The sequence below is a fragment of the Bacillus sp. 3a genome (assembly GCF_017161885.1).
In the GTDB taxonomy this organism is placed as follows: Bacteria; Bacillota; Bacilli; order Bacillales; family Bacillaceae; genus Bacillus; species Bacillus safensis.
The window spans coordinates 1,041,406-1,062,258 of sequence record NZ_CP067376.1 but is presented as its reverse complement, the minus strand read 5'-3'; the positions used below and the strand labels follow the sequence as shown (position 1 = coordinate 1,062,258).

Below are 20,853 nucleotides of genomic sequence, written 5' to 3'. Positions count from 1 at the left end.
TGAATTTCTGATTTTAGGCAAAAAAAAGGACACGGATTCACATCCGTGCCAAACATGTATTCCTTATAAAAGGGGGTCAATTACTAGTTTCATCATAACGGATAATTATTTCACCCGTGTTACATTCCAGTTAAAAGCCCATGACGCTATATTAAGGATTTACGACAGCCTTTTATTTCGTTGCTTTGAGTTTTTCAGCAAGCTCTTCTACATAATGCTGTGCGCTTTGTGCTGCAATACTTCCGTCACCTGTTGCTGTCACAATTTGACGAAGTGTTTTTTCTCGAATGTCACCAGCGGCGAAAATACCTTCCACTCTTGTTTCCATTCTTTCGTTTGTCTCGATGTAGCCTTCTTTATTTGTAATGCCGAGATTTTCAAATGGTTTAGACAGTGGCAGCATGCCGATATAGATAAAGGCGCCGTCTGTTTTAAACTCTTCTTCTTCACCAGTCACCGTATCAACCAATGTCACACTGCCAACTTTCCCGTTTTCTTCATTGATCTGTTTGACGGTTTTGTTCCACTTGAAGTCAATTTTTTCATTATCAAAGGCGCGTGCTTGTAAAATGCTTTGTGCACGAAGTTTATCGCGTCTATGGATAATCGTTACTTTAGAAGCGAAACGTGTGAGATACACACCCTCTTCTACCGCAGAATCTCCGCCGCCGATGACGACAAGCTCTTTGTTTTTAAAAAATGCCCCGTCACATACTGCACAATATGATACGCCGCGGCCGCCAAGTTCTTTTTCACCTGGTGCACCGATTTTTTTGTATTCAGCCCCTGCCGCGATAATGACAGAGCGTCCTTTGTATTCTTTTGAGCCGGCTTTGACGATTTTATATTCTTCACCGTTCACGATTTCTTTAATATCGCCATATGCATACTCTGCACCGAATTTCTTCGCATGCTCAAACATTTTATTTGAAAGTTCCGGCCCTAAAATGCTTTCAAAGCCAGGATAGTTCTCGACATCTTCCGTATTCGCCATTTGTCCGCCTGGAATTCCTCTTTCAATCATTAATGTTGAAAGATTTCCCCGTGATGTATAAACAGCGGCTGTCATTCCGGCAGGACCCGCTCCAATGATGATCGTATCGTAGATTTTTTCTTCTGACACAACTGTCACTCCCTCTTCAATTGCTGCTCGCATTTCTTATTAGAATGCCCTTGGGTGATGCTTCCATTCATGACAGAGAGCATCATTTCCACTCTTAGTTTTTATTCCTTACCCATATCCTATTAAATCTGCGGGGAATAAGCGAATCATTTGCTCATATCTTCAAAAAAAGAAAAAGCTTCCTTAAACTGCTGTTTAAGGAAGCCTGTTTACGGTTATATAAAAAGTAATGATTTATTCAACGACTCTTCTTACAACGCCATTGAAAGCTTTTTTCCAGTATACGTTGTTCATTGAGTCAACTGAAACACCGCGAGAGCTGTTATCGTTCAAGAATGAACCGTTTCCTAAGTAAATACCAACGTGTCCATTTACTTTATACGTATCAAAGAACACAAGGTCTCCGCGTTTCATGTCAGATGCACTTACAGCTCTTCCTTTACCTACAAGCGTATCTGTTGTTGTACCGCCAACTGGTCCAAGGTTGATGCCTGCTGATGCAAATGCCCAGCGAACGAATGAAGAACAGTCAAAACGACGTGCGTCAATATCGGCTTGTGATCTGCCGCCGCCCCATTTATATGGAGATTGTCCAACAATCGTAGAACCTGTGCTGATCGCACCTTCAATTCCACCTACGTTACTGCTGACAGGTGATCCACCGCCAGAAGATGGCTTCTTGCTTGGTGCACTGCTGTTGCTGTTATTGTTGTCATTAGAAGATGATCCACTGTTACTTGAAGACGGGCTGCTATCGTTATTTGAGCTGTTGTCTTCCGCTTGGACACTAGCTTGACGCTGCTGCTGTTGTCTTTGCGCTTTTTCTTCTTTTGCTTTTTGAGCTGCTTCCCTTGCTTCTTTTTCAGCTTGTTTTTGTGCAGCGATTGTTGCGTCTTTTTCAGATGCAATGCTGTTAGCCTCACTGTTTAACTCGCTGATTTCAGAAAAAGCACTTCCTTTTTGCTTTTTCACTTGCTTGAATAGCTTGTCTTTTTCATCAAGCTGTTTATTCAAGTCTGATTGAAGCGTTTCAAGCTTTGCAAGTGTGTTTTGCACATTTTCAAGCTTTGTGTTTAATTCGTTTTCAGACTTTTGAAGTTCTGCTTTGTCTTTTTCCTGCTCTTTAATGATTTCACTGTCTGCGTTGATCAGTGTCGATACTGCACCTGCACGGCTGATGAAATCGCTAAAGCTTTTTGCTCCTAGTAATACATCTATGTATTTCGTAGAACCGCCGCTCTCTTGAAGGGCACGTACACGCTTTTTCAAGAACTCGTTTCTTTCTTCAATACGTTTTTCTGTATCAGCAATTTCTTTTTTCAGTGCTTTGATTTCTTTTTTTGTTTTTTCATTTTCTTTTTGTTTTTCTTCGATTTGATCACTTGTTTTTAAAGCTTTCTCATCAATATCTTTAAGCTTTTGAGCAAGTGCCTCTTGTTTTGCTTCAAGCTTTGAAAGCTCTTCTTTTTTCTTTTGAAGATTCTTGTTTACCTCAGATTGCTTGCTGTCTAGTTCTTGTTTCTTTTGTTCAAAGTTCTGTGCGTTTGCTTCATGCGTAAATGGAATAAATAAACCGCTCGCTCCGATCACCGAAGCTAAACCAAAAGTAATAAACTTTTTCACGAATAGTTCCTCCTTTGACAATTTCCCAAGCGACATTAGAAAGCAGCAAATTCTCTGCGATCAATCTGTGCTCTCTATGTCTTTTTTCCTGATTGTTCAGTCAGATGTTGACCAGATTGTTTCTATCACTAGGTGTTTCATTATGTATAGTAAAATATTTAAATATCTATCTTTGTTTTAATCCACGAGTTTCATTATACATGAGACATCGACAAAATGAGCTAATATTTTTATTACATTTATGTTTCAAAAACATGTCGTGATTGTCATACTTCGCCAATTCCTTGCAAATCCCACCTTTTTATCCAAGAAAAAAGCATGACCTTTTCGGCCATGCTGGGATGTTCTGAATCTATTTACCTATTTAATCGATTAACGTACAGATCTCTCGTTCGTATTTAGACAGTGTTTGAACACTGATCTGAAAAGCGGACGCAACATCTTTTTTGCTGACAGCTGCTTCTTGTTCATTCATCCATAGATAATAAGATGCTGCTGCCCAGGCAGGTGCATTTTTCTTATCAATACCAGAAGCACGTGCCTGCTGAATAATATGGAATAACCAAAAATAAGGCATATGGCTGTCAGGCTGAACCGCTTCCTCCAGACTGGATGCCGCCTGTTTTGCAAAAACTGCATCTTCTGAAAAAGACTTTTCTTTCATTTCATCTTCATATAAAAGCAGTTCTATGAATTGCTGTTCAAACGCCGTTTTCGCTGCGCGTGCATCAAGAACAGACTGCAGAACGTCACGTTCCCCTTTTTGTTTACTGACATAGTACGCAGTCAGCCGTTCCTCAATCGAGACCATTGGCTCAGTCACCTCAGGTTTATCCTGCCACGGCTTGATTTCATCTGCATCGATATCTTCTTCGACCATCTTATCCCAAACCGTTTGGGCGAGCGTCTTGTGGCCTGTATGATAGGCTGCGCTTGCAAGCCAGTATAAAAATGTACTATCTCCTTGAAAACCTGTTTTGTATAAAGAATAAAGCCATTTAAAGGCCCATTCAAATTCTCCCACAAGGGCAAATGTTGCACCAAGCTTATAACGCTGTTCACTTAGTATTGGATACACGTGCGTTAATTGCTTTGCTAACACGTTGACCTTTTCTTCTTCTTTTTCATAATGGTAGAAGACCAGCTGATTGCAAAGGGCATGCAGATTACCGGGATTTTCATGAAGGACCCGGTTCAACATTTCTTTCGCCTGATGGATTCGGCCAGAATAAAAATAGGCCAAAGCGAGATTATTATACGCCGACCAAAATTCTGGATACTCAACAATCATCTGTTCCAGCATCTCAATGGCTTCATCGAGTCTGCCGCTTTCTAGCAAATGGTTTGCTTGATCCTGCTTCACAATCAGGTCATCCTGATCATAAGGAAAATCTTCGTCCTCTTCGTCGCTCATATCGAGCAGGTCAAGAAGGTCGTCATTTTCATCCGCAAATTCCCCGTTCTCTTCCAGCGCGGCATAAGCAGTAGCTGCTTTATATGCCTCTTGAAACAGTCCGAGATTCGCATAATTATTGGCTTTAAAATAGTGGCACTCAGACATGTTTTCATCGATGTGTTCAAGGATAAAATCAAGCAGTTCGTTTGATTGCTGGTAATGACCCATTTCAGTATAAATAATGGCAAGCTGTGACAGCATTTCTACATTTTCAGGCTCAAGTACGATGGCCCGCTGTATCAGCTTACTTGCCCTAGACAGATTTCTTTCTCTATATGCTTTAAGACCTTTATGAAAAAAGTAATGCCCATCTTGAAATAGCTGGACGACTTGTGTGTGATTATTTTGAGAAGTGTATTTACTCACCGATACCCTCCATTTCGAACAGTGTACCGTGTGTAGTATAACATACTTCCCTAGTCGTCACATAGAACAAAAGGAAAGGAAGGATTTGTTTTTCATTTAAAATGAAAAAACCAGGGATATCCCCGGCTTTTCATTCACCTTGATGACGTTTTTTTAATACCTTTAATACATCATCAAGCGGCAATTGCTGTTCACGTAACAATACAAGAAGATGATAGAGGAGGTCAGCAGTTTCCCATTTCAATTCTTCTTGATCCCGGTTTTTCGCTGCAATGATCACCTCAGACGCCTCTTCCCCTACCTTTTTCAGGATTTTATCGACCCCTTTTTCAAATAGATAGGTTGTATAAGCCCCTTCTGGCATTTCCGCCTGACGCTTTGCAATGACCTGTTCAAGTTCATTTAATATCGCAAAACGTTCCTGCTCTTCGCTCAGGCGTTTCACGCCTTCTTCCGAGAAACAGCTATAGCTGCCAGTATGGCAGGCTGGGCCGCTTGGCGCGACAAGGACAAGCAGAGCGTCCTTGTCACAGTCATATCGAATAGAAATCACTTGCTGGGTATGTCCAGAGGTGGCGCCTTTATGCCAAAGCTCGTTTCTCGACCGGCTATAAAACCATGTTTCACCTGTCTCCAGCGTTTTTTCATAGGATTCTTGATTCATATATGCAAGCGTCAATACTTCCTTACTTTGAGCATCCTGTACAATCGCAGGAATCAGGCCTGCTTCATTAAAGGTTAATTCATTTGCCTGTTTCATCTGACCTTCACCCCGTGTTCTCTCAAATATGTCTTCACCTCATGAATGGAGGTTTCTTTATAATGGAAAATGGAGGCTGCTAATGCTGCATCAGCTTCTCCTTTTGTAAAGGCCTCGAGCATATGCTGAGCATTGCCAGCGCCGCCAGAAGCGATCACTGGCACATTGACCGCCTCTGATACAAGCTTTGTCAATCGATGATCAAAGCCTGTCTTTTCACCATCAGCATCCATACTTGTCAGCAAAATCTCTCCTGCCCCTCTTTGCACAGCTTCCTTCGCCCAGTCGCTGACCTCTAAATCTGTTTGACGGCGTCCTCCGTGTGTATAGACCATATATGCTTTTTTCTCTTCATCGTATTTTGCATCAATTGCGACAACGATACACTGGGAGCCAAAAAAGTCAGCACCTTCTGAAATCAGTTCCGGTCTTAACACAGCTGCTGTGTTGACAGATACTTTGTCTGCACCCGCTCTTAAAATACGCTTCATGTCATCAAGGTGGTTAATCCCGCCTCCCACCGTAAATGGTATCGCAAGAGTAGACGCGACTTGTTTGACCACATCCACCATCGTTTTCCGGCCTTCATGAGAAGCAGAAATATCAAGAAAGACGAGTTCATCCGCCCCTTCCTCATCATAGATCTGCGCCAATTCAACCGGATCACCAGCATCTTTTAAGCCAAGGAATTGCACCCCTTTGACAACACGCCCTTCCTTCACATCAAGACATGGAATGATTCGTTTTGTCATCATATGCGGTCAAGCCCTTCAAATGCTTCTGCTAAAGTAAACTGCTTTGTGTAAAGTGCCTTTCCAACGATCGCACCAGACACACCAGACTGTTTTTGCGCTGACAGCTTTTGAAGATCAGCTACTGCGCTGACACCACCTGAAGCAAGCACTTGTTTGCCGGTTGCTTCTGCTAAGCGAACCGTGCTTTCTACATTGGGACCAGACAGCATGCCATCCATTTGAATATCGGTGAAAATAAAGACCTCTGCGCCTTCCTTTGCCAATTCCCTGCCGAGTTCCTCTGCCTTCACTTTAGACGTTTCAAGCCATCCTTCAGTCGATACAAAGCCATTTCGCGCATCAATCCCAATTGCGATTTTCTCTCCATATTGCGCCAGCATTTTTTTCACAAAGGCTGGGTTCGAAACAGCTGAGCTGCCGAGAATCACTCTATCTACGCCGCTCTTTAAATAAAAGGCAACGTCTTCTTCTGTCCGAATACCGCCGCCGATTTGTACCTTCACATCTAAGGAAGAAGCAATCGCCAGCACATGCTCATGATTGACCCGTTTCCCTGCTTTTGCACCATCTAAATCGACAAGATGAATCCATGCTGCTCCATCCTTCGCAAATTTCGCGGCCATGTCGAGCGGTGAATCTCCATAAATGGTTTCTTGATCATAATCTCCTTGCACAAGACGTACACATTTGCCATTTCTCATATCAATCGCCGGATATAATGTAAACTCACTCATTTGCTCACCCTCTGTTCGTTTGCTAATTGAATAAATTGTTTGAGCAGCGCCATTCCCGTTGTACTGCTTTTTTCAGGGTGAAACTGTGCTCCAAGCACATTCCCCTTGCCAACAACAGCTGGTACTTGAACACCATAGTCCGCGCTTGCTAATTGCTCATGTGGATTCATATCGCTCACATAATACGAGTGAACAAAGTACGCAAATCCTTCTGGTACACCGTCAAACAATGGGGAGGGCTGATGAAATGTGAGCTCATTCCAGCCCATATGAGGTACCTTCAGCCTTTGCCCGTCCTGATCACGATCCTTTAAAAGAACGACACGCCCTTTTAACAGCCCCAATCCTTTTGTGCGGCCTGCCTCTTCACTTTCTTCAAATAACAGCTGCATGCCAAGGCAAATGCCGAATAACAGCTTTCCTTCCTGCACAACTTGGTGAATAAACGCCTCAAGTCCTGTCTGTTTTAACAGCTGCATTGCATCACGAAACGAACCGACCCCGGGCAAAATATAAGCATCTGCTTTTTTCAGCTCCTCCACATCAGAGGAGACGATATAGCGGGCACCTGCTCGTTCCAGTGCTTTTGATACGCTGAACAAATTTCCCATTCCGTAATCAATGACTCCGATCATTAGAGCATCCCCTTTGTTGAAGGAATTCCTTTCACACGTGGATCAATGGTTGTTGCTTCATCTAAGGCACGTGCCATCGCTTTAAAAATGGCTTCAATCATATGGTGTGTATTGGTTCCGTAGTGAACAATGACATGAAGGTTGATCCGGGCTTCAAGTGCAAATTTCCACAGAAACTCATGTACTAGCTCTGTATCAAAGGTACCAACCTTTTGACTTGGAAAAGCCGCTCTCATTTCCAAATGAGGACGGTTGCTTAAATCGACCACGACCTGGGCAAGTGTTTCATCCATCGGAACAAAGCTGGAACCATACCGCTTAATCCCTTTTTTATCGCCTAACGCTTCCTTAAACATTTGCCCAAGTACAATGCCGATATCTTCTGTTGTGTGGTGATCATCAACATCCGTATCTCCTTTCGCATCGACGGTCAAATTAAAGTGTCCATGCTTCGTAAATAAATCAAGCATGTGCGTCATGAAAGGGACATCTGTTTGAATATCCGCTTTTCCTTCTCCATCAATTTCTAGCGCTAATGAAATGTTCGTTTCATTTGTTTTTCTCGCTGTTTTCGCCTGTCTCATTACGATTCCTCCCGCTTTCTCGCTTCAATCGACCTTGCATGTGCTTCAAGCCCTTCTAATCTGGCAAATGCCGCAATGCTTTCCCGGTGTGTTTCAAAGGCTTCTTGACTATATGAAATAATGCTCGTTTTCTTTTGAAAATCAGTCACACCAAGCGGGCTGGAGAATCGAGCTGTTCCGTTTGTTGGCAGCACGTGATTCGGCCCTGCAAAATAATCGCCCACCGGCTCTGGACTATAGCGTCCCAAGAAAATTGCGCCAGCATGCTTGATTTGACCAAGAAGTGATTCTGGGTATGCTGTCAGCACCTCTAAGTGCTCTGGTGCTAATTGATTGATGACGTCTACTGCACGATCGATTGATTCTGTCACGTAAATACGGCCATGATCTTGTATAGATTGTGCTGCGATTGATTTTCTCGGCAAAGTATCCAGCTGCTTTCGAACTTCAGCCTGCACACTTTCAGCAAGTGTCTTAGACGGTGTCACCAAAATACTAGATGCCAGCGCATCATGCTCTGCCTGCGAAAGTAAATCCGCCGCTACCTCATGCGCGACTGCTGTTTCGTCTGCTAGAACTGCAATTTCACTTGGACCTGCAATCATATCAATATCTACCTGACCAAATACTTCCCGCTTTGCCAGCGCGACATAAATGTTGCCTGGACCTGTGATTTTATCAACAGGCTTGATGCTTTCCGTTCCATAGGCAAGTGCCGCAACCGCCTGTGCTCCGCCCATTTTATACATTTCTGAAACACCAAGCTCCTTCGCCGCAGCCAAGACTGCGTCAGAGAGACAGCCATCTTTCCCAGGGGGTGTCACAAGTACGATTCGTTCAACGCCAGCGACTAGCGCAGGGATCACATTCATTAATACAGATGATGGATAGGCAGCTGTTCCACCAGGGACATACACACCTACTGCATCAAGCGGTGTTACCTTTTGTCCAAGCATTGAGCCGTCCTTTTGGTGATAAAACCAAGAGGACGTCAGCTGACGCTCGTGGTATGTGCGAATATGCTTGATAGCCGTTTGAATAATTTGAACCATCTCTTTGTCCAAGCGGTCGCAGGCTTTTGCCATTTCATCCTCTGTGACAAGTGAATCTTCAATCAACACCCCGTCAAATTGCTTTGTAAAAGACCGTACAGCTTCATCACCATTTGTTCTTACTTCTTGTATAATGCGCTGAACAGCCTGACGCTGCTCCTCTGTTCCTGTATCTAAAGACCGTTTGAGTGAGAGAGTATCTGTCTCACCTTCTTGTAGATAGGTGATGTTCATGATGATTCCTCCCCTTCTCCAATGATTTTTGCAAGACGCTGCGCCATTTCATCGATCACCGTATCCTTCATCCTATAGCTCACAGGATTAACAATAAAGCGTGACGTGATATCACAAATATGCTCCGTTTCCACAAGTCCATTTTCTTTTAATGTTTGACCTGTAGAGACAATGTCTACAATGCGATCGGCAAGCCCAATGAGCGGTGCTAATTCTATGGAACCATTCAGCTTAATGATCTCCACCTGTTCTCCTTGCTCTCTAAAATAGGATGATGCGACATTGGGGTACTTTGTTGCCACACGCGGTGCGACACCACCCCAGCTCGCTCCTGGCAAGCCAGCAACAGCTAAATGACATTTACTGATGTTTAAATCGAGCACTTCGTACACATCACGAGCTTCTTCGAGCATGACATCCTTCCCTGCAATGCCAACATCCGCCACGCCGTGCTCTACGTAGGTGGTCACATCCATTGGCTTGGCTAAAATAAAGCGGAGGTTTTCTTCTGGTACATCAATGATTAATTTTCTTGAATCCTCGAATTCCTCTGGCAGCTGGTACCCCGCCTGTCTTAACAGCCCTGCTGCTTCTTCAAAGATCCGGCCCTTTGGCATCGCCATCGTCAACACTTTACCCATTCCGCTCTTCCTTTCTAGCGCCGATAAAATAAGTCACCTGTTCAAATGCCTTGGTCATCGCGTCAATATTTTCAATCCCCGCTAAGTCTTGCAGAACAATCTTTTTCCCTTTTGACCGCTCCTTTTCTGCAAAAGCAAAGGCTTCCAGTCTTTGTTCTTTACTAAAAATCACAGCCTCCTGCGGCTCAATGATTTCTTTTGCATCGAGCGCTTCAAGAAGACGGTCTAGTCGAAGTCCGAACCCTGTAGCTGGTGCAGGTGCATCAAAGTGAGCAAGCAATTGATCATATCTCCCGCCGCTTCCGATGACCGACCCAACATGATCTGCAAATACTTCAAACAAAATACCCGTATAATAGCTCATATGACTCACCATGCTTAAATCTAAACGGATATATTCTGTACAACCGTAATCTTCAAGTGTCTCCCAAAGCGACTTTAACTGTGCGAGCACCTCTTTTCCTTCTTGTGAAACGACGATTTCCTCTGCCCGCTCTATAACCTCTTGGCCGCCTCTTAACTCTAAAAGCTGTAACAGCCTCGTTTTATCGATGGAGGAAAGCGGTAATTGTTTCACATGCTGACGGTATCCCACATAATTCTTTTCATATAAGAAGCGGCGAAGGACGTTTGCACGCTCTGTATTTCCGAGTACATCGACAAATAACGTCTCTGCTAAAGCGACATGCCCGATCGCGATTTTGAAGGACCTTAGCCCGGCATTTTTTAATGCAAATACGGCAAGCGCGATGACTTCAGCATCTGCGCTAATCGAGCCATCACCAATCAATTCAATTCCGACCTGCTCAAACTCTGACGGCCTTCCACCTTCTCTTTCCTGGGCACGGAACACATTGGCTGCATACCCAACACGAAGCGGATACGCCTGTTCATGAAGCTTGGAAGCCGCCACTCTTGCAATCGGACCTGTCATATCAGGTCTCAGCACTAGAGTTTGCCCGTTTTGATCAAGAAGCTTAAAAAGCTGTGTATCAGTAATCGCCGATTGAACACCGACTGTATCGTAAAATTCAAGCGTTGGTGTCTCCATCAAACGGAAACCCCAACCAGTCATGACCTCTGTTAAGGAATGCCTCACTTTTTTTTTCGTCTCATACAATCCAGGTAATGAATCCCGCATACCATATGGTTTCTCAAACATAAACATGTTTCTTCCGCACCTCCAACACATTAAAACAAAAAATTCCGAATCCTTTAGTTCGCTAATATGATAATATGCTAACAAAATAAAGTGATTAAATCAATCATTTTTATTTCTACCTATTTTCATCAACATATTCTGGAATTATTACATTCAAGTGACACCTGTGCCTTTTCTGTATGTTCGATGAAGGAACATGCTATAATACTTAAAAATATTGAATAACACAGGAGATTAACAGTGAAGTTCATCCAGACATTCATCTTAACTTTGTTGTGCGCATGTCTTGTTTATTTCGGCTTTATATACGTTTCACAAATCGATCAAATCAAGAAAACAGCTTCGCCGCAAAAAGCAGCAAAAGAAAACGATACCGCACTTGCGGCTGAAGAAACTCGTTCAACGAAAAAAACAGAAACCACACATCATTCATTAAAAGGAAGCAAAAAAGCCATGGACGTCATTCTCTACAATCAAATGGATGCGCCAAGGCTTTATAACGGATGCGAAGTCACGAGCTTAGCGATGCTGCTTCATTACAGCGGCTATGAGCAAGTAACGAAAAACACATTGGCAAATGAAATCAAACGCGTTCCGCTCAATTATGAAAATGGCTTAAAAGGAGACCCTCATGACGGGTTTGTAGGCGATATGGAGAATGGACCGGGTCTTGGGGTTTACCACGAACCGATTTATCAGCTTGCGAAAAAATACGCGGGCGATCAAGTAGTCGACTTAACCGGAAAGCCTGTTAAAAAGGCCATCTATCAATCCCTTGAAAAAGGCTATCCTGTCTGGGTGATTACGACATCCACCTTTGACAAAACAGATAACATCGAAACATGGAATACACCAAATGGCAAAATCGATGTAAGCTTTAATATGCATAGCGTGGTCATCACAGGCTATGACAAGGAGCATGTCTACTTGAATAACCCCTATGGAGAAAAGAATCAAAAAGTCGACCGTGATCAATTTGAAGATTCTTGGGAACAGATGGGCAGTCAAGCGATTATCATTAAAGCGTAAAAAAACAACCTCTATTCACGTAGAGGTTGTTTTTATTGCTTCATTTTCCTAGTAATTCCTTCAGACGGTCTTCAAGCTTTTCAGCTGTCATCGCACCTCCGCCCAGGCTGAAGGATTCATCCCCTCTTTTTAATAAAAGTGTAGGATAGCCGTTCACATGAAGTTGATGAACCTTGGCAAAGTCGGCATACGCATCATTCATCGCTTCTTTTGTTTTCATGCGTTCTATGACTGCGTCAGGATCAAGATGATGTGCCAAAGCGATCTCCCGATACGTTTCTTCATCACTCAGGCTTTTTCCGTCTTGATAAAAAGCCTTTTGCATCGATGAAGCCAAGTACAATGCGCGCTCAGGTGCGATGGATCTTAATGCAGAAAAACCAATGGCCGCAGCCTCAGAGTCTAAAAGAAACATTCCGTTTGCTAACAGCTTCTGATAACGTTCACCAAACTCGACCCCAGTCAGCTGACTATTACGCTGATTTGCTTCTGGAATGTGTGGATAATCCTTTATTGGAAGACTTCTTTCTCCTACAAATAAACCACCCGACACAAGTGTTAATGATATCTCCGGATGATTTTCATGCAAAGTGCGGATACTGTTTGAAAATCCATAACACCAGCCACAATACGCATCCCATACATAGATGAAAGACAATTCTTGCTCATTCATACGTTAGACTCCCTATTTATCATTTTTAGGCGGCCATGAAACTGCTTATTCTGCTTCAGATACGACGGTAAAACGTTCTCCAACATGGGCTGCCTGCTCCACTTCATCAACAAGTGCAATGGCGTAGTCAGCATAGCTCACATAGCTGTCACCTTTAGAATTGACAATCAGATGGTCTTTCCCTTTCACGTAAGAACCTGTACGTTTGCCAGCTGGATTAAAGAATGCAGCTGGGCTGAGGAAGGTCCATTTTAATCCCTCTGTCTGTTGAAGATCTTTTAGGTTTTCTCCTTGCTGTGAAGCCGTAGCAGCATATTCTTTAGGAAACTCTGGTGTGTCCACTAGTCTTGTTGTTTTCGCCTCATCTACAAATAGACTTCCTGCTCCGCCCACAACGATCAAACGAGTCTCAGGTGCCTCTTTTAAAATATCGATCAGCTTTTTCCCAGCTTCTACGTGAAGATGCTCTTTTCCAGCAGGTGCGCCAAATGCATTTACAATCACATCAAAGCCTTTGATGTCTTCTGCTTGCAAGTGAAACACATCCTTCTCAAGAACAGATAGAGATGAATCTGTCACCTTTTGTGCATCACGGACGATTGCCGTTACTTCATGTCCTCTTGATCGAGCCTCTTTCACAATTTCTTGTCCTGCTTTACCTGTTGCGCCAATAATTCCAATTTTCATGTTAACTCCTCCTGCAATATGATTTTATGTTGATAAAGAAAGGTGTAACTAATACGGTTACAACAGAGGTAAAAAAAATTGAATTGATCATCCAATTTTTTTGATTAGCACATGCGTTAGTTCACTTAATTTGATCTCAGCAAGCACTTGCTCCATCGCACTTTGAGCGCGGCATAAAATTAATTCAAGCACCGCTTGAATATTTGCACCGATCGGACAGTCAGGATTTGGGCTTTCATGAATTTGAAACAATTCTCCCTCATCCACGACTTCAACCGCTTTATACACATCGAGCAGTGTGATGTCGTCTTCACTGCGGTTCAGCTGAGAACCACCTTTGCCAAGACTCGTTGAGATTAGACCTGCTTTTTTTAATTTACTCATAATGCGGCGGATGACCACTGGGTTTGTATTCACACTTCCCGCGATATCCTCCGATGTCTGTAATGATCCTTTTTCAAGTGATAGCAAGGCCAGAATATGGACAGCGACAGTAAATCTGCTGCTGATTTTCATGTTTTCTCACCTCTGTTGTAATCATTATAGTTACACCATGTCACATTGTCAACAAAAAAGTCTGCCGAGCTACTCAGCAGACGTAGATTGACGTGCTTCCATTTCTTCTTTCGTATAAATCATGCGCATTGGATTACCTCCAACAAATGAGCCTGCTGGGACATCCTTATGAACAAGTGTACCAGCCGATACGATCGCTCCATCCCCAATGGTCACACCAGGTAAAATAGTTGAATTAGCTCCAATTAAGACTTCATCACCAATATAGACTTCCCCAAGTCGGTACTCTTTAATCAAATACTCATGGGACAAGATGGTTGTGTTATAGCCGATCACACTATTTCGACCGACAGTGATTTTCTCAGGAAACATCAGATCAACCATCACCATTAAGGCGAACGCCGTATCCTCGCCGACCTTCATACGAAGAAAGGTTCGGTAAATCCAATTTTTCATTCCCATAAAAGGCGTGTACCTTGCCATTTGAATAAAAATGAAATTTTTCACCACTTTGAAAAAGGGAACTGTCCGATAGACTTGCCGCAGCGAATTGACCCCTTTTACAGGATAACGATCTGTTTTTCTCAACTTAATCAGCTCCAACAATCGCCAGGAGATCACTCATTTTCTTCAGCATGAAATCAGGGCGATGCTTTAAAAGGGCCTCTTCTCCCTTAATCGACCAAGCAACACCTGCCGTCTTTGTCCCTGCCGCTTGACCAGACAAAATGTCGTGATAATTATCACCGACCATCACCGCTTCATGCGGATCACTGCCGAGCTTTGATAATGCCAGCTGAACAGGCTCCGGATGCGGCTTCTCATTTTGGACATCATCGAGCGTCACAATGACCTCAAAGAACGGCTCTAAACCGGTCAGCTTCAATCCCATTAAAACCGTATCCCGTATCTTCGTTGTGACAATACCGAGCTTAAATCCTCGATCCTGCAGGACTTTCAATGTGTCGATAACGGTCTCATATTCAGTCACAAGCAGATCATGCTGCTTATGATTAAACGTGCGGTACATCTGAATCATGTCATCTGTCAAATCAGGGTCCATCGCAGAAAATGTATCAAACAAGGACGGACCAATGAAATGAAGAATATCCTCACGGCTGTACTGACCAGGATAATAATGGTCCAGCGTATGCTGAAATGAAGCAATAATTAATTCATTTGTATTGATTAATGTGCCATCTAAATCAAATAGCACTGTGTTGATCGTTGATTCGTTCATATGGCTTCCTTTCTAACAGCTGCATGTTCCCGCTTCCGCCAAATATAGCTAATGGCAGCTGTCAATAAAATTGCAGAAATCAGGCGGATCACAAGAAGCGGCCATACCGGAATACCAAGTGGAATAAAAACCAGCGTATCTTCGACCACCGCATGGCAGGCAACAAGGAAAATAAAAGCAAGGGTTAAGTCCTTTTTACTCACACCGTCCTCTTCCACTGCCTTCATCATCACACCGGCTCCATAAGCGAGACCAATCGTTAATCCAGCCACCATCGTCATAGACGTATTTTCTTTCATTCCAAGCATTCTAGTAAAAGGTGACAGCCACTTAGACAGTGTATGGAGCCACCCTAAATCTCTCATGAATTGAATGATGATCATGAGCGGGATAACGATACAGGCAAGCTGCAGCACACCGAGTACTGCTTTTTGTAAAGCAAGAAGGACGATCATGTACCAGCTGGAAGGCACATCAGCCGCCTGAGCTGCACTCAAAAGTCCATATTGCGCCGGCTCCTCGCCTCCCTGCCAAACGAGATGAATGACAATAGCAGAAATAACAGCAAGACTGATTCTGACCAGCAAAATCACAGATACTCTCAGTCCAACCTTTGCTGCCACTGTTGATTCGATGATCAAGTTATGGCAAAAGGACAGCATCACTGCCAAAATAAACACTTCCTTCACAGGAAGCTCTAATGTCAAAATGGCAGCAATCCCCGCATACAAATTCAGCATATTTCCTAATACAAGCGGAATAGCCGCTTCCCCCGAAAGACCAAACAGTCCCATAAATGGCTGAATGAATCGGATGATCCAATCCATGACAGGCGTATGCTGCAAGATACTGACGAGAATGGTCACTGGAAAGATGACTTTACCAAGTGTCCAAGTTGTCGACAGCCCTGCTTTCAAGCCGTTTTTCCATGTCTCTCCCATCTTCTTCTGATCCCCCCTGCTTAATTCGATGAGTTGTTCTCTTTATACGGAATCGATGCGTATCCTTTCATTCTTCTAAAGAAAATCAGTAGAACAGCCACTGCGAATATCGCAATCGAAATCATCTGTGCGATTCGAAGATGCTCTGTCAGCATTAAGCTGTCTGTTCTCATCCCTTCAATGAAGAAACGGCCGATTGAATACCAAATTAAATAAGACAAGAAGATTTCGCCTCTGCGCAGCGAAGTTCTGCGTAATAAAATCAAGATGACAACACCAACAAGATTCCATAATGATTCGTATAAGAACGTCGGGTGATAATAGGTACCATCAATATACATTTGATTAATGATAAACTCAGGCAGATGCAAATTTTCTAAAAAGGTTCTTGAAACCGCCTCACCGTGTGCTTCTTGGTTAATAAAGTTCCCCCAGCGTCCAATTGCCTGCCCTAGTAAAATACTAGGTGCTGCGACGTCAGCTATTTTCCAAAAGGATACCTTTCTCACTTTTGTAAAAATGATGGCTGTCAGCACGGCACCGATCAGCCCGCCGTGAATCGCAATTCCACCATTCCAAATCTTAATGATTTCGTTTGGGTGCTGCTGATAGTAATCCCATTCGAAGGATACATAATAAATTCGGGCACAAATAATCGCTATTGGAATGGCAAATAAGATTAAGTCAATAAACAGATCTTTATTGATTCCTCTTTTTTCACATTCTCTCAAGGCGAGCCAAAGTCCAAGCAAGGCCCCGACCCCAATAATCACACCATACCAATGAACCGAAATAGGTCCGAGGTGAAAAGCAATCGGATCAATTGGCTGAATTGCTTCGTTCATATAGTCAACTCCTATTCATCCTGGCCATTGTCTTCAATGACATCAGCAAGTTTACTTGTAAATTGTTCTGCTGCATTATGTCCCATACGTTTCAGCCTGAAGTTCATCGCAGCCACCTCAATGATGACCGCTAAGTTTCGTCCTGGCCGCACAGGGATCGTCAGCTTCGGCACATCTGTATCGATGATGCGCATTTTCTCTTCTTCAAGTCCTAAACGATCATACTGTTTGCCTTGTTCCCAAAGCTCAAGGTTCATTACAATCGTAATTCTCTTATAGCTTCTGACAGCGCCTGCTCCAAATAAGGTCATCACATTAATAATGCCTAACCCGCGGATTTCTAAAAGATGTTCAATCAGCTCAGGTGCGCTCCCGACTAACGTATCCTGATCCTCTTGACGGATTTCCACGCAATCGTCTGCAACCAGCCGATGTCCCCTCTTCACTAATTCTAATGCTGTTTCACTTTTCCCTACTCCGCTTTTCCCAATTAATAATACACCTACACCATATACATCTACGAGCACCCCATGAATGGCAGTCGTTGGTGCAAGCTTACTTTCTAAAAAGTTGGTCAATCGACTCGAAAGTCTTGTCGTTTTTAGACTAGATCGTAAAACAGGCACGCCATTTTCATTTGATGCTTCGATTAATTCCTTCGGGACATCACGATCTCGTGACAAAATAATGGCAGGGGTAATATCTGTACAAAGAGACATCATTCTCTGCTTTCGTTCGCGTTCTGGGAGCTGTTCAAAAAAAGAAAGCTCTGTTTTCCCTAAAAGTTGAACTCTTTCTTTTGGATAATATGTAAAATAACCAGCCATTTCAATACCTGGCCTGGAAAGATCACTGATTGTAATGGGACGATTAATCCCTTCTTCCCCACTTACCAGTTCAAGATGAAATTGTTCCATTATGTCCTTCGTACGAACTTTCGGCACGCTTCTTCCTCCTTTTATCACAGGCGATTCAGAAATACAGCTCTATTTTATCACTTTCAATGATGAACCCAAAACAGTATTTTATCCTGTTCCTGTTTCACCGCCCTAACTGGTATAGACAACTATACTTAAAAAGAGTAAACTTAAATGAAAGATAACGAATAAGGGGGCTCAAACATGAGCGGTTCTTTATTGCTCTCCAACATTCATATTGTGACAAAGACAAAGGTCATTGAAAACGGTTTTGTCGGTTTACGCGATGGCAAGATTGACTATATTTCAACATCACCACCGACAGGAAATTATGAAAAAGTATATATTTCCCGGGAAAACTTTTATTTACTCCCTGGAATGATTGATATTCACATCCATGGCGGATATGGTGCAGACATGATGGATGCGACGGCAGAAGCGATGAATACACTCGCTGACAACCTACCGTCAGAAGGAACGACAAGTTTTTTAGCGACAACCATCACACAAAACCATCATGAAATTGAGCATGCACTTAAAAATGTCGCTCAGTGGAAACAAAGTAATGAAGCACAAGCAGGAAATCAGGCACAATGTATAGGAATCCACCTCGAAGGTCCATTTATTTCTAAAGATAAGGCAGGAGCACAGCCTGTTCAATGGATTAAACAGCCTGATATTCCGCTTTTTAAAAAATGGCTGGATGCTTCTGATCAGCTCATTCGAATTGTCACGTTTGCACCTGAGGAAGACACAGATTTTGCATTTCTTTCTCTATTACAGGAAAAGAACATTATCCCTTCTATTGGACATACGAATGCCCATCATGACATGATCAATTTAGCAGCTAAGCATGGTGCACGCCATGTAACGCATCTTTATAACGCAATAAGTTCGTTTCAGCACCGTGAACCGAACGCTGTAGGTGCTGCTCTTACGAACGAGAATCTTCATACTGAGCTGATCACAGATGGGATTCACTCCCATCCTCTTTCCATCAAGCTTGCGTATTTGGCAAAAGGAAGTGATCGTTTAATCATGATCACAGACTCGATGCGTGCAAAAGGGCTTGGGAATGGAACGTATGAATTTGGCGGTCAGACGGTCACAGTCAGCGGCGAAAAAGCATTGCTGAACGATGGTACACTTGCAGGATCGATTTTGCGAATGAAAGACGGCGTCAAAAGGATAAAACAGCTCACAAATTGTGATTGGACAGAGATTGCGAAGATGACCTCAACCAATGCGGCTGCTCAGCTGGGACTTGATCAACTGCTCGGTTCCATCGAAGTTGGAAAACTAGCAGATCTGGTGATTTGGGATGAATCTGGTGAACTGATGATGACGATCTGCCGTGGACAAATCGTCTTTGAAAAAAAGGAGGCCGACCACTAATGAACATCATCGAATTTGAAAGCAAAGATCAATTAGGAAAAGAAGCAGCTGCCATTATTGCAAGGACAATAGCTGCTAAACCCGATGCCGTACTCGGCCTAGCAACAGGCGGTACACCTATTGAAACTTACAAAGAGTTAATTCAACTTCATCAAGCGCGTCAATTGTCTTTCAAGCAAACAAAAACAATCAATTTAGATGAATATGCAGGACTCAATCCAGAACACGAAAATAGTTATATGACCTACATGAAACGTCATTTATTTGACCATATTGATCTCCCTCAGGATCAGTATTTTCTTCCAAATGGCAATGCAGCTCATTTAGAAAAGGAATGCTTAAGATATGACCAGCTCATTGAGGCTGTAGGCGGCATCGATCTTCAGCTCCTTGGAATCGGTCAAAATGGGCATATCGGTTTTAATGAACCAGGTACCCCTTTCAACTCAAAAACTCATGTTGTGCAGTTAGATGAAAACACGAGACAGGCTAACGCAAGATACTTTTCTTCTATTGATGAGGTACCTACACATGCCATCACAATGGGAATTGCGAGCATTCTTTCAAGTAAAAAGATTCTCCTTCTTGCTTCGGGAAAATCAAAAGCGAAAGTGATACAATATTTAGAACAGGCAGAGATTCATCCGGACTTCCCAGCGTCTGCACTGAAACTTCATGAAGATGTAACGGTCTTGATTGATCGAGATGCTGGATCACTACGCTAAAAACGAGAGGATTTTCACATGTTTATTGATAAGCAGTCACCTATTCCGATGTACCATCAGATTATGGAGAACCTGAAAAAACAGATTGAGGATGGAACATTAGCACCTGATACACTCATTCCTTCTGAAAGAGAATATGCCGAACGCTTTGGTATTAGTCGAATGACTGTCAGACAAGCCTTATCGAATCTTGTGAACGAAGGATATTTGTATCGACAAAAAGGAAAAGGCACCTTTGTTAGCCGGAAAAAATTTGAACAGCCGCTTCAAGGCTTAACAAGCTTTTCAGAGGATATGCGCCAGCGTGGACTCAAAGCATCAAGCCAGCTGATTGACTTCAAAAAAACTGCATGTCCAGAGCACTTGCTGCCAGTCTTACAGCTGTCTAATAGTGATGCTGTATTTGAGCTCAAACGGATACGCCTTGCAAATGATGAACCGATGGCGATTGAAACGAGCTATATACCTGAAAGATTCGCCGGAGATTTAACAAAGAAACATTTAACTGGCTCTTTATATGAATATATAGAAACTCACACTGGACATGTCATTGCTCATGCCAAACAGGAGCTTGAAGCCAATGTTGCCTCAAAGGAAGAAGCACACTTGCTGTCTATTTCAGCAGGAGACCCTGTGCTGTCCATAACAAGAACGACTTTTTTTCAACAAGACATTCCATTTGAGTATGTTGTTTCCGTTTATAGAGGGGATCGTTACAAGCTCATTCATACAATGGAAAGATAAACAGTGCCCCTGACAC

The 20,853-nt window shown here is 43.0% G+C and carries 23 protein-coding genes; 4 read left to right on the top strand and 19 right to left on the bottom strand.

From position 1 onward, the window contains the following. Nucleotides 1-172 precede the first annotated feature (172 nt). From trxB to JJ692_RS05105, 11 genes are all read right to left on the bottom strand, one after another. The gene (gene trxB / locus JJ692_RS05155; RefSeq protein WP_087976242.1) at nucleotides 173-1,123 is read right to left on the bottom strand and encodes a thioredoxin-disulfide reductase; all 951 of its coding nucleotides are present in this window, start codon (nucleotides 1,121-1,123) and stop codon (nucleotides 173-175) included. Nucleotides 1,124-1,357: 234 nt separating this feature from the next. Beyond that, entirely contained in the window at nucleotides 1,358-2,746 is a 1,389-nt protein-coding gene (locus JJ692_RS05150; RefSeq protein WP_024423554.1) for a C40 family peptidase, read from the bottom strand. 364 nt (nucleotides 2,747-3,110) lie between these two features. Next, entirely contained in the window at nucleotides 3,111-4,568 is a 1,458-nt protein-coding gene (locus tag JJ692_RS05145; protein WP_151039865.1) for a tetratricopeptide repeat protein, read from the bottom strand. Between the two features lie 130 nt (nucleotides 4,569-4,698). Further along, nucleotides 4,699-5,328 carry a bifunctional phosphoribosyl-AMP cyclohydrolase/phosphoribosyl-ATP diphosphatase HisIE gene (gene hisIE, locus JJ692_RS05140; RefSeq protein ID WP_024423556.1) on the bottom strand — a complete coding sequence of 210 codons (630 nt, stop codon included), beginning with the start codon at nucleotides 5,326-5,328 and terminating at the stop codon, nucleotides 4,699-4,701. After that, nucleotides 5,325-6,083: an imidazole glycerol phosphate synthase subunit HisF gene (hisF, locus tag JJ692_RS05135; protein ID WP_034281034.1), complete on the bottom strand. Its 759-nt coding sequence runs from the start codon at nucleotides 6,081-6,083 to the stop codon at nucleotides 5,325-5,327. The genes hisIE and hisF overlap by 4 nt, the downstream gene beginning before the upstream one ends. Beyond that, nucleotides 6,080-6,817, bottom strand: a complete 738-nt coding sequence (hisA, locus tag JJ692_RS05130; protein ID WP_206534295.1) for a 1-(5-phosphoribosyl)-5-[(5-phosphoribosylamino)methylideneamino]imidazole-4-carboxamide isomerase — start codon at nucleotides 6,815-6,817, stop codon at nucleotides 6,080-6,082. The genes hisF and hisA overlap by 4 nt, the downstream gene beginning before the upstream one ends. After that, nucleotides 6,814-7,452, bottom strand: a complete 639-nt coding sequence (gene hisH / locus JJ692_RS05125) for an imidazole glycerol phosphate synthase subunit HisH (protein ID WP_122631965.1) — start codon at nucleotides 7,450-7,452, stop codon at nucleotides 6,814-6,816. Before hisH ends, hisA begins: the two co-directional genes overlap by 4 nt. Continuing rightward, nucleotides 7,452-8,036 carry an imidazoleglycerol-phosphate dehydratase HisB gene (gene hisB, locus JJ692_RS05120; protein WP_024423560.1) on the bottom strand — a complete coding sequence of 195 codons (585 nt, stop codon included), beginning with the start codon at nucleotides 8,034-8,036 and terminating at the stop codon, nucleotides 7,452-7,454. The genes hisH and hisB overlap by 1 nt, the downstream gene beginning before the upstream one ends. Continuing rightward, nucleotides 8,036-9,322 carry a histidinol dehydrogenase gene (gene hisD, locus JJ692_RS05115; RefSeq protein ID WP_151862863.1) on the bottom strand — a complete coding sequence of 429 codons (1,287 nt, stop codon included), beginning with the start codon at nucleotides 9,320-9,322 and terminating at the stop codon, nucleotides 8,036-8,038. The genes hisB and hisD overlap by 1 nt, the downstream gene beginning before the upstream one ends. Then, nucleotides 9,319-9,963 (bottom strand): ATP phosphoribosyltransferase, encoded by a 645-nt coding sequence (gene hisG / locus JJ692_RS05110; RefSeq protein ID WP_095409635.1) that lies wholly within the window; start codon nucleotides 9,961-9,963, stop codon nucleotides 9,319-9,321. The genes hisD and hisG overlap by 4 nt, the downstream gene beginning before the upstream one ends. Then, nucleotides 9,956-11,131, bottom strand: coding sequence for an ATP phosphoribosyltransferase regulatory subunit (locus tag JJ692_RS05105; RefSeq protein WP_044334248.1), 1,176 nt, complete (start codon nucleotides 11,129-11,131; stop codon nucleotides 9,956-9,958). The genes hisG and JJ692_RS05105 overlap by 8 nt, the downstream gene beginning before the upstream one ends. Nucleotides 11,132-11,365: 234 nt before the next feature. Here JJ692_RS05105 and JJ692_RS05100 point away from each other — a divergent pair, with 234 nt between their 5' ends. Then, nucleotides 11,366-12,154 (top strand): C39 family peptidase, encoded by a 789-nt coding sequence (locus tag JJ692_RS05100; protein WP_206534294.1) that lies wholly within the window; start codon nucleotides 11,366-11,368, stop codon nucleotides 12,152-12,154. A 40-nt stretch (nucleotides 12,155-12,194) separates the two neighbouring features. Here the strand turns inward: JJ692_RS05100 and JJ692_RS05095 are convergent, their stop codons facing one another. The 8 genes from JJ692_RS05095 to hprK all read right to left on the bottom strand — a co-directional run bounded on the left by JJ692_RS05095 (nucleotide 12,195) and on the right by hprK (nucleotide 18,000). Then, nucleotides 12,195-12,827, bottom strand: coding sequence for a DsbA family protein (locus tag JJ692_RS05095; protein WP_206534293.1), 633 nt, complete (start codon nucleotides 12,825-12,827; stop codon nucleotides 12,195-12,197). A gap of 45 nt (nucleotides 12,828-12,872) precedes the next feature. Beyond that, nucleotides 12,873-13,514 (bottom strand): NAD(P)-dependent oxidoreductase, encoded by a 642-nt coding sequence (locus JJ692_RS05090; protein WP_206534292.1) that lies wholly within the window; start codon nucleotides 13,512-13,514, stop codon nucleotides 12,873-12,875. Nucleotides 13,515-13,601: 87 nt separating this feature from the next. Then, on the bottom strand, nucleotides 13,602-14,030 hold the full coding sequence (locus tag JJ692_RS05085; protein ID WP_024423567.1) for an Rrf2 family transcriptional regulator: 429 nt from the start codon (nucleotides 14,028-14,030) through the stop codon (nucleotides 13,602-13,604). 69 nt (nucleotides 14,031-14,099) lie between these two features. Continuing rightward, nucleotides 14,100-14,618, bottom strand: a complete 519-nt coding sequence (locus JJ692_RS05080; RefSeq protein ID WP_024423568.1) for an acyltransferase — start codon at nucleotides 14,616-14,618, stop codon at nucleotides 14,100-14,102. A 1-nt stretch (nucleotide 14,619) separates the two neighbouring features. Continuing rightward, on the bottom strand, nucleotides 14,620-15,270 hold the full coding sequence (ppaX, locus tag JJ692_RS05075) for a pyrophosphatase PpaX (RefSeq protein WP_024423569.1): 651 nt from the start codon (nucleotides 15,268-15,270) through the stop codon (nucleotides 14,620-14,622). Then, complete coding sequence (locus JJ692_RS05070; protein WP_024423570.1) at nucleotides 15,267-16,211, bottom strand: nucleoside recognition domain-containing protein; 945 nt, start codon at nucleotides 16,209-16,211, stop codon at nucleotides 15,267-15,269. Before JJ692_RS05070 ends, ppaX begins: the two co-directional genes overlap by 4 nt. 20 nt (nucleotides 16,212-16,231) lie before the next feature. Then, nucleotides 16,232-17,056: a prolipoprotein diacylglyceryl transferase gene (lgt, locus tag JJ692_RS05065; protein ID WP_103131662.1), complete on the bottom strand. Its 825-nt coding sequence runs from the start codon at nucleotides 17,054-17,056 to the stop codon at nucleotides 16,232-16,234. Nucleotides 17,057-17,067: 11 nt separating this feature from the next. Beyond that, nucleotides 17,068-18,000: an HPr(Ser) kinase/phosphatase gene (gene hprK, locus JJ692_RS05060; protein ID WP_024423572.1), complete on the bottom strand. Its 933-nt coding sequence runs from the start codon at nucleotides 17,998-18,000 to the stop codon at nucleotides 17,068-17,070. Nucleotides 18,001-18,177: 177 nt separating this feature from the next. On the opposite strand from hprK, the gene nagA reads away from it, so the two are divergent. Genes nagA through JJ692_RS05045 form a run of 3 tightly spaced genes read left to right on the top strand, consistent with a single transcriptional unit; the run spans nucleotide 18,178 to nucleotide 20,837 of the window. Further along, on the top strand, nucleotides 18,178-19,368 hold the full coding sequence (nagA, locus tag JJ692_RS05055) for an N-acetylglucosamine-6-phosphate deacetylase (RefSeq protein WP_024423573.1): 1,191 nt from the start codon (nucleotides 18,178-18,180) through the stop codon (nucleotides 19,366-19,368). Continuing rightward, nucleotides 19,368-20,093 (top strand): glucosamine-6-phosphate deaminase, encoded by a 726-nt coding sequence (gene nagB / locus JJ692_RS05050; RefSeq protein ID WP_024423574.1) that lies wholly within the window; start codon nucleotides 19,368-19,370, stop codon nucleotides 20,091-20,093. Before nagA ends, nagB begins: the two co-directional genes overlap by 1 nt. An 18-nt stretch (nucleotides 20,094-20,111) precedes the next feature. Continuing rightward, nucleotides 20,112-20,837 carry a GntR family transcriptional regulator gene (locus tag JJ692_RS05045; RefSeq protein WP_044334239.1) on the top strand — a complete coding sequence of 242 codons (726 nt, stop codon included), beginning with the start codon at nucleotides 20,112-20,114 and terminating at the stop codon, nucleotides 20,835-20,837. Nucleotides 20,838-20,853 lie beyond the last annotated feature (16 nt).

Bases quoted from the DNA above. Each gene is read 5' to 3' on its own strand.
- hisIE (WP_024423556.1), bottom strand. From the start codon at position 5,328: ATGAAACAGGCAAATGAATTAACCTTTAATGAAGCAGGCCTGATTCCT.
- hisF (WP_034281034.1), bottom strand. From the start codon at position 6,083: ATGATGACAAAACGAATCATTCCATGTCTTGATGTGAAGGAAGGGCGT.
- hisA (WP_206534295.1), bottom strand. From the start codon at position 6,817: ATGAGTGAGTTTACATTATATCCGGCGATTGATATGAGAAATGGCAAA.
- hisH (WP_122631965.1), bottom strand. From the start codon at position 7,452: ATGATCGGAGTCATTGATTACGGAATGGGAAATTTGTTCAGCGTATCA.
- hisB (WP_024423560.1), bottom strand. From the start codon at position 8,036: ATGAGACAGGCGAAAACAGCGAGAAAAACAAATGAAACGAACATTTCA.
- hisD (WP_151862863.1), bottom strand. From the start codon at position 9,322: ATGAACATCACCTATCTACAAGAAGGTGAGACAGATACTCTCTCACTC.
- hisG (WP_095409635.1), bottom strand. From the start codon at position 9,963: ATGGGTAAAGTGTTGACGATGGCGATGCCAAAGGGCCGGATCTTTGAA.
- JJ692_RS05105 (WP_044334248.1), bottom strand. From the start codon at position 11,131: ATGTTTATGTTTGAGAAACCATATGGTATGCGGGATTCATTACCTGGA.
- JJ692_RS05095 (WP_206534293.1), bottom strand. From the start codon at position 12,827: ATGAATGAGCAAGAATTGTCTTTCATCTATGTATGGGATGCGTATTGT.
- JJ692_RS05090 (WP_206534292.1), bottom strand. From the start codon at position 13,514: ATGAAAATTGGAATTATTGGCGCAACAGGTAAAGCAGGACAAGAAATT.
- JJ692_RS05085 (WP_024423567.1), bottom strand. From the start codon at position 14,030: ATGAAAATCAGCAGCAGATTTACTGTCGCTGTCCATATTCTGGCCTTG.
- ppaX (WP_024423569.1), bottom strand. From the start codon at position 15,270: ATGAACGAATCAACGATCAACACAGTGCTATTTGATTTAGATGGCACA.
- JJ692_RS05070 (WP_024423570.1), bottom strand. From the start codon at position 16,211: ATGGGAGAGACATGGAAAAACGGCTTGAAAGCAGGGCTGTCGACAACT.
- lgt (WP_103131662.1), bottom strand. From the start codon at position 17,056: ATGAACGAAGCAATTCAGCCAATTGATCCGATTGCTTTTCACCTCGGA.
- nagA (WP_024423573.1), top strand. From the start codon at position 18,178: ATGAGCGGTTCTTTATTGCTCTCCAACATTCATATTGTGACAAAGACA.
- nagB (WP_024423574.1), top strand. From the start codon at position 19,368: ATGAACATCATCGAATTTGAAAGCAAAGATCAATTAGGAAAAGAAGCA.
- JJ692_RS05045 (WP_044334239.1), top strand. From the start codon at position 20,112: ATGTTTATTGATAAGCAGTCACCTATTCCGATGTACCATCAGATTATG.